General features: G+C 44.0%; 13 protein-coding genes. 6 read left to right on the forward strand and 7 right to left on the reverse strand.

What is annotated here, in order from left to right; translation table 11 throughout:
• Window positions 1-421: 421 nt before the first annotated feature.
• Both SYNC_RS05780 and SYNC_RS14655 read left to right on the forward strand, forming a co-directional pair.
• Entirely contained in the window at window positions 422-877 is a 456-nt protein-coding gene (locus tag SYNC_RS05780) for a hypothetical protein (RefSeq protein WP_148201863.1), read from the forward strand.
• A gap of 168 nt (window positions 878-1,045) precedes the next feature.
• A complete protein-coding gene (locus SYNC_RS14655) occupies window positions 1,046-1,201 on the forward strand; it encodes a hypothetical protein (RefSeq protein WP_011619178.1) in 156 nt (51 codons plus the stop codon).
• Window positions 1,202-1,736: 535 nt separating this feature from the next.
• Here the strand turns inward: SYNC_RS14655 and SYNC_RS05785 are convergent.
• The 4 genes from SYNC_RS05785 to SYNC_RS05805 form a co-directional block, all read right to left on the reverse strand.
• Window positions 1,737-2,468, reverse strand: a complete 732-nt coding sequence (locus SYNC_RS05785; protein WP_011619179.1) for a phycobilisome rod-core linker polypeptide — start codon at window positions 2,466-2,468, stop codon at window positions 1,737-1,739.
• A gap of 529 nt (window positions 2,469-2,997) precedes the next feature.
• Window positions 2,998-3,225, reverse strand: a complete 228-nt coding sequence (locus SYNC_RS05795; protein ID WP_011619181.1) for a hypothetical protein — start codon at window positions 3,223-3,225, stop codon at window positions 2,998-3,000.
• A gap of 79 nt (window positions 3,226-3,304) precedes the next feature.
• Window positions 3,305-3,841, reverse strand: coding sequence for a thermonuclease family protein (locus SYNC_RS05800; RefSeq protein ID WP_011619182.1), 537 nt, complete (start codon window positions 3,839-3,841; stop codon window positions 3,305-3,307).
• A gap of 14 nt (window positions 3,842-3,855) precedes the next feature.
• Window positions 3,856-6,027: a glutamine synthetase III gene (locus SYNC_RS05805; RefSeq protein WP_041426499.1), complete on the reverse strand. Its 2,172-nt coding sequence runs from the start codon at window positions 6,025-6,027 to the stop codon at window positions 3,856-3,858.
• Between the two features lie 322 nt (window positions 6,028-6,349).
• Here SYNC_RS05805 and SYNC_RS05810 point away from each other — a divergent pair, with 322 nt between their 5' ends.
• Window positions 6,350-6,985: a DUF938 domain-containing protein gene (locus SYNC_RS05810; RefSeq protein WP_011619184.1), complete on the forward strand. Its 636-nt coding sequence runs from the start codon at window positions 6,350-6,352 to the stop codon at window positions 6,983-6,985.
• Window positions 6,986-8,437: 1,452 nt separating this feature from the next.
• Here the strand turns inward: SYNC_RS05810 and SYNC_RS05825 are convergent.
• Together SYNC_RS05825 and SYNC_RS05830 are read right to left on the reverse strand one after the other, a co-directional pair.
• Window positions 8,438-8,671 (reverse strand): hypothetical protein, encoded by a 234-nt coding sequence (locus SYNC_RS05825; RefSeq protein ID WP_041426501.1) that lies wholly within the window; start codon window positions 8,669-8,671, stop codon window positions 8,438-8,440.
• A gap of 486 nt (window positions 8,672-9,157) precedes the next feature.
• The gene (locus tag SYNC_RS05830; protein WP_049750390.1) at window positions 9,158-9,364 is read right to left on the reverse strand and encodes a hypothetical protein; all 207 of its coding nucleotides are present in this window, start codon (window positions 9,362-9,364) and stop codon (window positions 9,158-9,160) included.
• Window positions 9,365-10,051: 687 nt separating this feature from the next.
• Here SYNC_RS05830 and SYNC_RS05835 point away from each other — a divergent pair.
• Window positions 10,052-10,489: a thermonuclease family protein gene (locus SYNC_RS05835; protein WP_011619188.1), complete on the forward strand. Its 438-nt coding sequence runs from the start codon at window positions 10,052-10,054 to the stop codon at window positions 10,487-10,489.
• Between the two features lie 406 nt (window positions 10,490-10,895).
• Window positions 10,896-11,168: a hypothetical protein gene (locus tag SYNC_RS05840; RefSeq protein WP_011619189.1), complete on the forward strand. Its 273-nt coding sequence runs from the start codon at window positions 10,896-10,898 to the stop codon at window positions 11,166-11,168.
• Between the two features lie 357 nt (window positions 11,169-11,525).
• Here the strand turns inward: SYNC_RS05840 and SYNC_RS05845 are convergent, their stop codons facing one another.
• Entirely contained in the window at window positions 11,526-13,385 is a 1,860-nt protein-coding gene (locus tag SYNC_RS05845) for a M10 family metallopeptidase C-terminal domain-containing protein (protein ID WP_011619190.1), read from the reverse strand.
• An 897-nt stretch (window positions 13,386-14,282) separates the two neighbouring features.
• Between SYNC_RS05845 and SYNC_RS05850 the strand changes: the two genes are divergently transcribed.
• Window positions 14,283-15,131 (forward strand): RNA polymerase sigma factor RpoD/SigA, encoded by an 849-nt coding sequence (locus tag SYNC_RS05850; RefSeq protein ID WP_011619193.1) that lies wholly within the window; start codon window positions 14,283-14,285, stop codon window positions 15,129-15,131.
• Window positions 15,132-15,182 lie beyond the last annotated feature (51 nt).

Genomic DNA, 15,182 nt, shown 5'->3' on the forward strand with positions numbered 1-15,182 from the left:
TATTCCAGCTAATTTAATAAATACTATCACCAATGAGTTGTCTGCAACGTCTATGGGGGTGGTTGTTACTTGTGGAATGTGAAAGTCTTTATTAGCTCTTAAACCTGACCAGTGTCCTTTCACTCATTCAGCATCCTTTGGGTAAGGGCTGCATTGGAGCCTCAATCCCGATTCAGACGCAGATTGCTTTCTTTTCGCCGAATCAAGATCTGGTCTCGTTAGCTCATATCGTATGACTCCACTCTTAAGCCAAAGGCCAGCAGTAAAGATCATCGGTCTCGTCCTTGGCGTGGTTGAGATTCTCCTGATCAATGTCCTATCAGGGTCTGCTGCTTAATCATTGCAGAAATTCAGATGTAGATCATTGATTGTGCTGATAGGTATAGTTAATAATGAACTAGGCTTGGCGTTCATGAGGTGGTTGAAAATTTTCACGTCATCTTTGTTGCTCTTCGGTGTTTCTGGTTTTGATTTAGACCACGAAGCTGACTTCTATTCATCAAGAAACGTTGCATTTGAGAAATGTGAAGAATGGAAAGATAAGGGGAATGTAGTTGTTTCTAAAACAAATATCAACATTGCCGAAGAGGCTTCACAATTTACTGTTGAGCACCCCGTACCCATATCTGCCTCCTCTGATTCAATATATTCCAAATTAAAATATGCTAATAGGCTCTATGAGTGGAATAAAGCGGTGCAAAAATTTCTTGTTAGTCACCCTACTAAGTTGATCAAAGTTAATTCGCGTATTTGTGATTATGAGCCAAAAGCTAAATTATTTGTCGGTTATGAAAATAAGCTGATTCAGGAAGGCGCTTGGAAGGATGAAGATGGAAAGAGAGGACAGATGATCAAAGTGAAATCCTTTCGATATTGATGATTTATTTGGCGCCTTAGGGAAGCCCTAGTGCGAGTTCTCTTCAATGCTCTGCTTTCTGGCTGAGATACAGTTCTTGTTTTCATATATCACTATAGAATGTGATTATTAATCTTGTCCGGCTCATTCCTTTGAATAAGATAATCGAATTAATTCTTAGGCAAATAGATGGATCTACGTCTAGTTGAGTTGCTGGGTAAGTACCAGGAAGAAGAGCTTGAGGCGATCGAACGGTGGTTTAATCATACACAGCCTTTGGCGCTTGAGATTATGGGAGGCATGAAGATTGCGCGAGGAACCATCAAAAGAGAGAAAAAATACTAAGTATGTCTTTTTTGCCATAAGGCAAATCGTCCTATTGGCCGATCAGTGATCTATAGGCTCTCTATAATAGATATTGGCTTAAACATTTCTGCTTTTTTATATTTGCTGATGGTTGGCAGCTCTAAATTCATTTTATATTGCTTAGCGAATATGATACTTTCTTGTACCATTAGATGTACAACCTCCTCGGTCATTTATTACTTCTCTTATTCCAATTTTAATCTATAAAAGGTATGACTCTGGCTTGCTAACATGAATAGCTACATCCTAATGATTATATTTTTTGTGTTGTTGCCTTGTGGGTTTTTAAGTGCTTCATTGGCAGCATCAAAAAATCAACAATATTGGATATGGTTGATTGCTGGGTTGGTTTTTGGTCCTATTGGGTTAATCGGCTCTTCTTATGCTAAAGACAGAAGTGTGCGGTCTACCCCGAATTGATCAATTGCTGGAATAATGTCGTAGTTTTATGCAGTCTTTGTTTTTATTTGTATAATCCTTGATTTTGTTTGGGCTTCTATATTTTTGCTTTGGATCAATTAATTGTAAATGTTGATCTGAAAATTGCTAATATTATCCAGATCGAAATTCCTATGCTCGTCGCGAGTGTAAGTAACCATAATTTCAAAGCTCTTCCCGTTGGTTTGTCGTAAAGTAGTTTTTCTATTGATGTTTTATTACTGAAGAGTAAATGATCGGCAATTGACATCATTAATTTATTTGATATGAGTTTTTTCTGCCAATCAAAATCGTATCTTGGATATTGCTGATATAGGGGCACTGACCCTGTTGCTCGCCCTGGCAAAAGACGAGAGACTTCACTAGGAGGAATGTCGTAGCCAAACCTTTTCATGTACTCGTCGCTATCAAGGACATAGTCTATAAAATAATTAAATCCTTTCTCTGCAATGATTATCGATAGTGCTAAGCCTTCTGCTCCGTTATATACTTTTCTGCCAAATGCTCTTGCAACGACTTGTTCTGCTAATCTGTAGTTGTTGTTGCATTCGACATAACCTCGTCGAAATCGGTCAGATAAAAACAGTCCTCTAATAAAGTCTCGTACAGTTATTGAATTATTGCGGAGTTGTGATTCAAGATAGACTTCTCTGTCATTTTCTAAGAGGTGGAAAAATACTTGCCTGTAACAATCATTGATTAGTTTCTCGGATTGATTTTCTGAATTTGTTTCTATGGCTTGATTGCTGACTCCTTCAACTCTTGCGTTTTGGGTTGAGATTGTGAAACTTCTTGGAGGAATTGCCATACTGTTTCATTGTTAATCTCATGCTATGCTTGCAGATCTCTCTTGAGCTATTTATTGGTTACAATCTAGTGTATCAATGGAGTCTTTGGGTTGCTTCCACTTTATCCAGGTCTTGGATTATATAATCATTGATGCTTTTGTTAAGATGGTAGCGATCTATCAAGAGATATGGTCTTCTTCTGAATGTAGCGTTGACTGTTCTGGCAGTTTTGATTCATTTAAGTTTGCAATATACTCTTAAATGGTTTTCGAGTTTTTCTTCTAATTGTTGTGTTGAGATTTGATAGTGATCTTTGTATTTATAGTTCACGTTAAGTGAAGGCTGAAGACGTTGCGGCTTCAGCCATGCAGTTGTTCAAACCAAAATCCGGCGAGTTGCCACGAGCTCCATAGAAAAATCGCTAGAAACAACCAGTTCATCCAGGCGGGGCGATCGCGATTTTCAAACATGGAGTGAATGATGCAACCCTTTAATTGTGGCGGATCAATGGCTGTAAATTATGAATTCTTTTGAATACTTGCTGTTGCGTTACGACTGAACGGATCCTGAAGACCAATCTGCAGTCTGAAGCGACACCTGAGTTCCACCCGCCCGTTTGAGATCATGCATTCCTTCGAGCTGACGATACACCGCTTTCAATTGTCTTTGAATGTGATCGGTGTGTGGCATGGGATATAAGGTCAACAGCGCTTTCTCGAGATGGTGTTTTGCATCAATCAAGAGTCGGCAATCGGTACTTCCAGGTTCGTAGCTCATGTAATTTTTTCAGGTATTGACCCATAAAGCCTGATTGCTAAGACCAAAGTTGTGGCAATTTTTACAAAGTTGCAAATATCTAGGGTTCTGCCTGTTTCCCACTTGCTTCGATCAAGTCCCATGGTTTTGTCAGTCCTCCTTCCACTGCCCATACGCCTTCTTTCCTGCTTTGAGCTTCACGCTCCAACTTTTGATAGTTCAGGTCGTCGCATCGTCCCAGGTAACCGTCATAGGCAAACACTTGGCCTTTGCTGACGAGTGGGGCAGCAATGTCCATTTTCTCCTTCAGGAGCCTGGCTACAACACGCCCATAAACGTCACGAGCCCGTAGCTCCATTTGGACAACAGAGCCCTGAGGTAGTGCCTTGCTCAACGTTGTTTTCGCTTGCTGCGACCAGGGTTTTTGCTGGTGGAGGGGAGCTTGAATGCAGGCCAGTCGAACCGCCCTTCCCTCTCCATTGATTTCTACCAGCACCTCTTGGCCATTGTTGACCTTCAGTACGGTGACGATCTGGGTGGGATGGGCTTGTTCGGCGGCCAAGACGATGGGTAAGGCTGCACCCGCTAGTAGGCCGACAAGCAAGCTGCGACCTACTGCCTTCGTGGTTGATGCCATGACGGACTCCTCGCTCAACTGACGAACAGCATCTCCCGATACGAAGGAAGCGGCCAACGATCGTCATCCACCAGGCCTTCTAAGCCATCTACGACATCCCGCAGCTGCAGTAGGCGTGGAAGCAGGACGTTAGCTGCATGGTTCATCGATGCTGTGGTGTCGCCGTGATGCAGCTGCTGCAATTCATCGTCGAGAGCATTGATTTGATCCTGCATCCTTTGATGTAGCTCTGCTGCATGTTGCAGAGTTCGTTGATCGGGATTCAGGCCTACTGCTTGTTGTTGGCTGATGCTTCGTGCCAAGGAGCCGAGATGTTTCTGAACAGCGGGGCTGATTTGTGTCCTAACAATGGAGAGTGCAACCTTGGCTTCAACTTCTACTGCCAGCGTGTATTGCTCGCTGTAAACCTCGTAGCGGCTCTCCAATTCCACAGGTGAGATCACAGCCTGCTTCTGAAACAGTTCCTTGACGTCATCTCGTCGCAGTACTGGAAGGGCGTTGGCGGTGTTGCGCAGGTTTTCTAATCCCCTTTGTTCGGTGGCCTCCTGATGCCATGCATCGGAATAACCATCCCCCCCAAATACGGCTGCACCGTGTTGGTCCATCACTTGTTTTAAAACGTCTGCTGCGCCCTGTTCCAAGGATTGGCCTGAGGCCAAATGTGCTTCGATTTGGTCGTTAATCCACTCGAGTGAATCAGCGAGAACGGTGTTCATCGCTACCAGTGGACCAGCCACTGATTGGCCAGATCCCACGGCTCTGAACTCGAATCTGTTGCCCGTGAATGCAAACGGTGATGTGCGGTTTCGATCACCAGCGTCCTTCTTGAACTCAGGGAGGCTGTCAACACCCAGACGCATCACATCGCCTGTGCTGCTTCCGGTTACTTCGCCACGCTGGAACTGCTGGAAGACCTCCTCTAGCTGTCTACCCAGATACACAGAGATGATCGCGGGTGGAGCTTCATTGGCTCCAAGGCGATGGTCATTTCCTGCGGTCGCAACGACTGCTCGTAAAAGTGAGCCAAATCGATGCACTCCACGGATCACCGCGGCGCAGAACAGCAGAAATTGCAGGTTGTCGTGGGGAGTTGAGCCAGGGTCCAGAAGATTGCCCTGGGTGCTGTTACCAACAGACCAGTTCACATGTTTGCCGGAACCATTGATTCCAGCAAAGGGCTTTTCATGCATAAGGCATGTAAATCCATGCCGTTTTGCCGTGCTACGAAGCACAGTCATGATCATTTGTTGATGATCTGTCGCCACGTTGGCGGCTTCATGCACAGGGGCGATTTCGAACTGCCCTGGAGCTACCTCGTTGTGTCGAGTTTTTGCAGGAATTCCGAGCCTATACAGCTGGTGTTCAACGTCCTGCATGTAGACCTGAACCCGTTCAGGAATGGCACCGAAGTAATGATCGTCAAATTGCTGTCCCTTAGGAGAGGGAGCTCCGAACAGAGTTCTGCCCGCCAGGAGTAGGTCAGGACGAAGTGTGGCAAATTGAGTGTCAATTAAAAAATATTCTTGTTCAGCTCCGCAGGAACTGTTCACTGCAGCAACGTCCTTGTTGCCAAGCAAGCGCAGCAAACGTTGTGCTTGGCGATTCATAGCTGCGTTTGAGCGCAGCAGTGGGGTTTTTTTGTCGAGAGCTTCGCCGGTCCAGCTCACGAACACGGTGGGGATGCATAGGGTGACGCCATTGGGCGTGCGCATTAAATAAGCAGGGCTGGTGATGTCCCAAGCTGTATAGCCACGTGCCTCAAATGTTGAGCGGATACCTCCATTGGGGAACGAGCTGCCATCGGGTTCACCCTGAATCAGGAGTTTGCCGGAAAATTCATGAATGGCCTGGCCATCCTTTTGCGGGCTGATAAATCCGTCGTGCTTTTCAGCCGTTGAGTTTGTGAGGGGATAGAAGACGTGAGCGTAATAATGAGCGCCATTGCTGACGGCCCAATCTCTCATCGCCTGAGCAACCGCGTCTGCCACCTCTAAATTTAATTTGCCTCCGTCACGGATCACGCGACGAACAACCTTGAAAGCTTCTTTAGGCAGAGCATTTTTCATGCGCGCCAGGGTGAAGACGTCACTGGCCCAGATCTCCTTCAAGAAAGGAGTTTTGTCGCAATCCATTGGCTTGCGTTGTTGGATGGCTTGTAGAGCAGCCAGACGTGATGGATTGGGCATGGTTTATGGGCCTCAGGTGCGTATTTTTGCTCACCAAGCTAGGCCCTCAAATGGGGTTGATCCCTTTGCTGCTTGAGTTCCATGACATCTGCTCCTGATGTGGACCCTGCCGTTGCGGAACTGAGGAACGGTAGGAACCCGTTTTTTAGATCTTTTCAATTTCAATTCTTGGAGCTCAAGGCGACTCCCGCCTACTGCCCGTGAAGGCTGACTCAGCAGGCCCCACTGATGGGGCGTTACTCAGGGGTTGTTGTGTTAATCACGCTTGATGAATGGCTAAAAATGAATTATTTGCTTAGTTGATTGATTTGCGTGCTTAGGGATGCTTTCACCTACTAATCAAGATCGTCTCTACTTTCCGGCAACGGTGCGCAACCGTGCTCCTATCGGAGCTGCTCTCTCTGAACTGCTGCCTGAACAAGGTGCTGTCCTTGAAATTGCTAGTGGAAGTGGTGAACACGCTGTAACGTTTCAGCGCCGGTTTCCTGGCATTTTATGGCAAGCCAGTGATCCTGATCCAAGCCATTGTAAAAGTATCAATGCTTGGATTGCCCATGAGTGTTTGAGTGATTTGATGCCGCCAGCCTTACAACTTGATGTTCTTGACCGGCCATGGCTTCTTCCTGAAAGAACTAGTGTTGAATTAAAAGTTGTTGTTGCGATCAATTTGATACACATTGCTCCTTGGAGCTGTTGTCAATCATTAGTTGAGCAGGCATCTGACCACCTTCCGATTGGAGGTCGTTTAATTCTTTATGGGCCCTTTCGTCGGAACGGATTACATACGAGTTCAAGCAACGAAGCTTTTGATCAATCGTTGCGGGAGCGTAATCCCTCCTGGGGAGTGCGTGATCTTGAAGCTGTTGAGACACTTTGTAGCGAAGTTGGCTTCAAAAATATGCATTTTACTGAATTGCCCGCTAACAATATTATCGTTAGCGTATTAAAATCTGTTTAATTTGACAAGTGCTTTTACCTGATTGTTGACAATTAAATCTTGTTTGAAATTGCGGTAAATTGCATTCTTGCTGTGCTTGGTAGCAATCCTTAGGGCTTCTTCTTGAAAAGATTTCTATTGCAATCAGGCCACGCAATGGTATAAATTTTTGACCTTTTTGGTTTGCATTTATCAGTATGATTATCTAAATGCTTGCGGAAATCAAAATCAAGTAAAGGGTTGTTTTTTATCGGATTGTTGAATAATGATGATTATATCAAAATTTATATTCCATGTTAATGGTGCTCACTTGAGACTTACCCATGGTTGAGCTTTGGTTCTTCGCCAGTTTTAATTTTGTCACTGCTATAAACCAAGAGATCGATGGCGCCTCGTTGGTGCATCACAATTAAAAATCCCCTCGAGTGGGGGGAAAGTTCACTGGAATGATCCCCATCACCCAGCCCACCGCTAGATAATAGGCCGATATCAAGCATGTAGATCAGCTGTTATCCACGAATCTGAGCAAGCGCTCCACAGATCAGCGGAACCAAGAGTAGTTTTCCCACACGCTGTGGAGAAGAGTGGTGACACGGTGCTGAATGGCTGATTTTGTGGAAAACGAGCCAAAGTATGTCATGATGTGGATCCCCATCACCCGCCCCGCCTAGCTTCGCTAAGCGGGGATTTTTGTTTTGTGCAACTAAAAAAGCAGCCAACTTGCTAGTACGAATGAGCTATACAGGGTTCATTTCCACTGGTTTTATCGACATAGAGCAAAATTGAACTTCCGGCATCAATATTATTGGCTTTAATTGTAACTATGCTGGCAAGTTAGCTCGTGGAGTCTTGAAAGTACTGATTATTAGTGGCGTTTAATCTTATTTTGTGAGCATTAAGAGAATCGTTGGATCAATAGAATTGGCAAGCAGCTTTATGAACGCATTGAATTTTGATCAGTACGATACAACACAATTAATTCTTTACTCTTTTGCCCACCTCTGGGTACAGCGACTGCTGCATTGCATCTCTCCATCTGGATAGTCAAAACCAGCTTTTCGTGCGTTTTTCTCGACCTCTGCTGGATTTGATCCACTGAAGCTACGTGTGGATTTTGCTAGTGCAGGGTTGATGTGATTCATTCCAAGGGTGCATGTCAGAAGAATCAAAGTAAAAAGTTGAGTTCTTTGCATGTTTGAATTGAGTTGATTTTTACGTATTTTACTTGTTGAAATGAGCTTTTCTGGTGTACTTGATGCTTTGGAATAATTCAGCCTTCAGCTTGTTAAACATAAAAACATGTTTTCTGAGGCTGATGAACCGATTTGCCAGTCAGCAGTTTTTCACTTCTCTTTTGTTTGACACCTTTTCTCCTCGGATTGTTGTTTCAAGCATGTCATTCGAATATCTTGCCTATTGGTGTTTTTTGATCCACCGAGACATTGCGTTGGTCAGATTTTTGAGCAGTTTTCGTCAGACCGAGACAGTTTTCTCAGCTTGGGTTTCTCCCATTATTTCTGAGCTGGCATTGATCCAGATTATGCCCTGCTGCCGTACTAGACAAACTAAATCGTTGTTGTGGAGAACTCTGTATGTGGAAGGCTCTTCCATGCAAAGCTCTTTCGCGAAATTGACTGCTGCATGAATATCTGCCTGACTGGCACTTGGCTTCCATCCATCAGGGGTAAGCCGTTCAATATCAAGCATGAGTAAAATTACTTATTGAGCTTAGCTTCTCGCATTGTGGTTCCTATTTGCAAGCAAAGTGTTCACATCAAAACCGATTGGTGAGTATTGGCGTAGGTGAATTTCGTCTGGTGATTTGTGTTGATATCTGTATGTGAGGCTTAATATGCGTTTGAAGCAATTTTTTTTGATAAAGTATTATCCTTTTGTTTTTAGATTTTAATTCAGAGAAGACCCACGTCTTCCCCTGTGAACTGCTTTTGGCCGGATTCTGTTTGAAAACTTTGGATGGTTAGTTGGTTTGGATGATTGTTGAAAACCCTTTGACTTGCTCCTTGTAAGCCCTATAGATTCATTTGACGGTACAAATGGGGCTCTTTCTTTTCACTTTTAAAGTTTGTACTAGACAGACATTTTTTTCACATAACAGTCTTTAAAGCCATGATTTTGGTGATGAATGCCTGCCCTTCAATTGAAGAACTACAACGTTTTCATGCTTAAGTGCGTTTAGTCAAGATCCGTGGCGATATAGCAGCGCCTACGTAGCTGATCGACAAAAGCCCTGGCTTCTGTGCCTCTGTATTTTTCCTTGAGCTGATCAACGATTCCTCCTTGATCTAGGTTCTTGCCGTACGCATCAACCACTAGGTCTAGTGCAAAGTCAATCAGTTCCGCCTCTTCTGCGCTGAGTCGTACATCGACAAATTTTTCCATTCGATCCAGGGTCCTTAAGGCGGTTTCCACCGAATTCTGCAGCACAGCCCCTCGTTTTTGTGGTTGGTGTGAAGTTATTCACTGCTGGCTCCTGGATTTTTTCTTCTAGCATCTGCAGATATGAATCGAAATGTCTTTGTTGGATCTATAAAGCCGGCCTTTGATTACCATGATTTCTAATTTCTGATGTTTTGTTAGTCCATCCTGAGTTGTACACTTCCTGCCCTGGTTTGAGATCAACCATTTTTCTTCGCTGATGGACAAATAATGCCTCCTGCTAGGACACCAATTACTCCGTGAACTCATGAATCATCTTAAGATTTACTTATGCCCACTAGTATCTTTCTGAATGTTGGGAATTCCCAATGTTTCCTGGTTTGTGTCAATCAATACTTGCGTCCATCAATCGTTATGGCTAACAAGCAATTAGTAGATAACAAAGTTTGTTATGGCTGTTCTTTTCGCACTTCCTAAAACGCAGTCGATCTATCGCCGCTATTGGGCCTCGACTTCTAAGTAGGCCACTGCCACATCTCTCTCAGCTTGAGGCTCTGTAACCCTGTCATGCAATAGTCCTTGATCTTGTTCTCAGAATCTAGATTAAGGCCTTCTGCTGACAAGCTCAGCGCAACGCAGGTGTTTCCCCTGAATATTGTGTGATGCCAACGTTCTTGTGGAAATTGTGTCATGGGCAATTTGCTTCCTTTCTTCGTCTTTCTGTTGTCGCTTCAGGTTGTCGCTGCAAAAGCTAGTGATCAAAACCTGCCCCTCGTTCGTTTTCAGGGCTGTTACGACGGGGACACCTGTACGACCACTGATGCTGAAAAAGTCAGGTTGGCTTGTATTGATGCTCCGGAATTAAAAAAACGTCCTCGCTTTAGGGCCACCAAGATGAGTCCTATTGCTTATGACAACACCTCCTCCGAACGATCCGCCGACGGTTTGAGGGCTTTGGTTTTAGGTCGATTAGTTCGTATTCGCCGAATCACTACAGACCGCTATGGACGAACCATTGCAGAGCTTTTCGTTGACAATCGCAATGTTGGGCAGCAGCAGGTTATCAACGGCCATGCCGTGATCTCTCAGAGATACGCTTCGCAATGCGCTTGGGCTACTCGCTCCTGATGAATCATGCATCTTTCACTGAACCGAAGCAAACCGTTGATGCTTGGAACCTGTCGAGTCTTCACTTGAAGGCTGCTGCCACTAGCAAATTCCATCAATCTTGTGCCAGTCACCCAAGTGTTGACGAACACTGGCACAGTGCCAGTTGCGAAGCATAATGAAATCGTGAGGAAGACTTCTTCGCGGAGTGGAAACTAGGCAACACGCCCAAAGAGAAGTCGAGAAACCCTGCCTTTGGCGGGGTTTTCTTTTGTTTGATCACCTTTTCATGGCCGTGGATCTCGCGCATCCATTGCAGATCTTCCCCTCTGATTCATTGGTTGGAACGATGTTCGTCAAAGACCGTATGTGGGTTTGACATCAACCAACCATCTCGTGAGAATGGTCGTAATCGATTCTTCCATCCATGTCCCAAGCACGCGAGATGATTAATGCTCATCTGTTTCCTGTTTTGGCTGTTGTTGCAACCGTGAGTTCAGTTTCAGTTGCGATTTCACTTCGACCTATCGCTCAGCATTCGGAACGTTGGAACACGTGTTACACGGACAGCATTGCTTGGTATGAAGCCAACAAACCCGACTGGACGATTCAAGACAAAGAAGTTTTTGCTTCTAACTTCTGCAACGGTGGTACTCCTGTTTCTCCAGGACCAGGCTTTAAACCTGCCAACAGATCTTGATCAGTAAAATCACGTTGTATGAGGAGATCTCGATTGTTTTAAGTGTTAGATCAGAGTCCATACAGTTCTGTCTTCTTCCAAATAGCCGTTGTATCTGTGATTTTTTTGTTCTAGCGATACCTATCTTTCTTCATTGAAGTTTTCGAGAAGTTATATCCGTATGAAAAATTTTGATGAACTTTGGATTGTGCCTAGTTTGATGTGTTTCCTAACCTGTTGAAATTTGAATATCTATGGTTGCAGTTACCAGGGTTCAAAGAGTTCAAAATTGCAGAACCCACCTCTAATTAAGAGTAAAAGGATCAGTAAGATGTCTTGGCAAGCTCAACTGCATCTCTTTTAACCGCCCCAGCCATTTCACATATAATTAACGACTCCAATAATATAGTTTCCACTGACCTCTAATGCATTGGCAGATTTTGCATTTACGATTCCCAAAAGATCCCCATTTTGGTAAATACTTGCATTACCATCTAGATTATTAATGATTGAAATGCTCTCACCACCATCACCAAGCTTAATTTGATCATCAATACCGCTAAAATCATGAATAGTGCTATGTCCTGAACCTTGTGTCAGGACAAAAGTATCTTTACCGACGCCACCGTACATTTCATTGATTCCTGTTGAGCCACTTAAATAGTCATCACCTTCACCAGCAATAATCAGATCATTTCCAGTGCCACCAAATAGTTCATCATTCCCCTGGCCACCGCTAAGATCATCATCGCCACCCCAGCCGATAAGATGATCGTCTCCATCGTTTCCAAATAAGGCATTATTGGCGTTATTTCCAATTAATATGTCATCACCACTTCCAGACTTGGCGACTTCAAATATTGATACTTCGGAAAAAGCAAGATTTTTCTTGTTACCTCCAATGTTTGACCAAAAAGCATCGTAATTATCTCCAGTAGTGACACGAAGATCGATTTTTTGGTCTTCAGTTGTGTTGCTAAAATCTACTGTATCCTCATTGTGATTCGCTACTTGAGTGTAAAAATACCTGCTTGTTGAGATTTGTGATTCCACTTGGTTCCAAATAGGATCTTCATTTGTAATTGTTGTATTTACGCCAATTATCTTCTTTTCGTTCCAATCGCCATGTGCTGCATTGTTCTTTTGAATTTCGTACCTTCCTCTTAGCGCAATAAAGTCTGCTGGCATTAATGTTGCTTGTTTCATATGAGGGCCAAAGATATTCGGATTTTCAAGAGAACCAAGGCCTCCAAGATTGTTGTTAGGCTTAAAATAAGACATTAGGGTTAGCATATTGGTGTCATTGTAAAATTCAGCCATTCTTTCAAAAGTTACATTATGATTTTCGCTCTCTGGATCTGGGTCGTAATTGTATGAGCCAGGGTGGGAAAGGCCTAATGCATGTCCAATTTCATGCAACGCATCAGTCCACGCATTTGAACCAACTCCACCACTAGGATTTATTGTATTATCTATATTTATAATGCAAAACCTGCGTTCAAGCATTTGCCTCTTCGAAGCATAATTCACTTCGTTTACGTCTCCAAAACTTATATATCCGTCATACTCAGAGTATGGGTTTATGTCGTTTTCGAGAATATTGTCGAAGTCTGTAAAGGTATTATCTTCGATAAAAGTAATATCGAGTGTATTCGATAGATACTTGAAGACGCTTCTTAATAATTCTTGCCTCTCGGGATTTAAGCTTAGTCCATCAAAATCATTCTTGTTACCAAATTGCTGTTGTGGATTGTGATCCCAATGTGAATAACCTCCTGTCAAATTGTATTTGATGACTTGCCCAGCCCTGAAGGCGTCGCTGTCGTGAGGGTATATCTCTGCTGCAATGTCATATATTGTCCCTATTTTATCGATTCCTGGCCCTTGCCAAGCATCATCTTCATCTCCAGCTAATGACCTAATTAAACTTAAACTTTTATTTCTCCCATGACCTCCGTCATCTCGAATTACTTGCCTATCAAACCCATGCGTTCCATCAGTAGTGCTTGCTGAATTAGTTGTTGAAGTCCCTTGCTCTTCATTGGTCCACTCAATCGAGGTTTCTGCAAGTTGTCTAGAGTCTATTGGGTCTTGATTGGCTTCCTCCTCTAGTTGTTCGCTTGTCTTTAGCAATTTAATCTCTCTATCCACTTCTCTGTTTTCGATTTCGATAGTCGCGCGACGTCGACGCAAACTGTCAATTAAAGACAATTGTCCAAGAGTTGGTTGTATCGTCATTTTTTTAGAGTGATAGGTTGATGGAAGTGGTAAATAATTACCTGTGAACAGCTTCGCTTGACTCCTGTTGTTTAGTGTTGATGCTCATCAAATTAGTGTGTGATCTTCGTCACATTCGTTTTGACGCAATATCTATCTCTGTCTGTTCTCACGTTCTTGTGATGTACTTATCAGGATCGCAGAAGCTGAACCATTGAGATGCGAAGCCTTGGAGTGAACGGTACGCTTTATCTTCTTTCGTGCTCAGGCTCAGTACGTCCAGTTCATTTGATTGATTTTTCTGCCCTTTTTTGGCTCCTGGCACGCAACAATCTTTCGAAGCTAATTTTTGTAGTAACGACGTAACAGGTCAATCGAGTCAGCGGCCAGCTTTAATCCTTCAATTTTTCTTTGGTTTGAAGATCGACAAGCGCTACCCGGAGGGTGGAAGCCGTAGCTGCCAACCCTTGTGAAGAGTTAACCACTTTAATGAAGAGGAACTGGCTGCAGATCTGTCAAGGTACCGATCTGTGCTGTTTCTCTTGTGATGAATGTTGCGTCAAGATGATTATCTGAGGAGGGCTACTTCTCGGAGTGGCAACGAGTCATCTCGTCCACTGAGTAGCTGAGAAACTCTGCCTTAGTAAAGGTTTTTTCTTCTGTTATGTTATTTTTTGATGCCTCGAAGGCTGAGATATCTGCTTCGTTTCGCTCGCATAGATGACTTTCTTGCCGTCTTGATCTTGAACTTTCAGACTTTTGATGAGTCCCACTAGACCCTACAGATGGTCACCGATCGAATTGATGCCAATGTCGGTATCGATCTGACCTGCGATTTTGTATCGAAGCGCTCCTTTATACACGTCCGCATGGGCAAAGCTCTAAGCACAACAACTGACGGTCAAGTTTTTTAATTAGATGCCTTTCCCAGATAACGGCAACATTGATCAGTTCTTGGATGAGATTGGCCGAACTCCATTGCTCACAGCAGCTGAGGAGATCACGCTTGGAACTTCAGTGAGGATGAGCCAGTCACCCGAGGCAACTCCTGCTCAAAAAAGGGCTGGCAAACGAGCTAAAGATCGAATGATTAAGGCCAATCTTCGGTTGGTCGTCACCGTTAGCCGCAAGTACCTGCATCGTCAACTTGGGCAATTGGAATTTGGTGATCTGGTTCAGGAAGGTAGCATTGGCCTGAACCGTGCAGTTGAGAAGTTTGATCCTGAACTGGGATACAAATTCAGCACCTATGCGTATTGGTGGATCCGCCAATCAATAAGTAGGGCAATTGATCAGACATCTGCGACGATCAGGGTTCCAACTTCTATGAATCTTGTGCTAGCAAAGCTCAATCAACTGCCGCAGGGATTAAATGATGAGCAGATTTGCGAGCTACTAGAGGTTAGTGATACTCAGCTAAAAAACCTTCGGCACGCTTTTGTTGCCAAAAGAATTGCATCGCTAGATATGAAGCTTGGTGCAGATAGGGATGGTTCAACCCTTACTGAACTTCTTTGCGATGAGCAATCAACACTTAACTATGATGAGTTCCAGTGGGAAGCAGTTAAGCGAAGCCTTGGGGATCAAGCAAAAATAGCTCTGAATAACGATCAAGAGTTGTTGCGTCGCAACGTTGTGGATGAGCAGAGCCTTCAGTCAATCGCCAACGAAATTGGAATTAGTCGCGAACGAGTCCGTCAGAAGGTTGATCGAGCCAAAAAGCACCTAGCCACCATAATGATCGAGCACAGGGATCTCGTGGCCTGAGTGCAAGGGGCTGTTTGTTGGCATTGCCTGGTTTTCCCTGCTAGTCCGCAT

Source organism: Synechococcus sp. CC9311, from assembly GCF_000014585.1.
In the GTDB taxonomy this organism is placed as follows: Bacteria; Cyanobacteriota; Cyanobacteriia; order PCC-6307; family Cyanobiaceae; genus Synechococcus_C.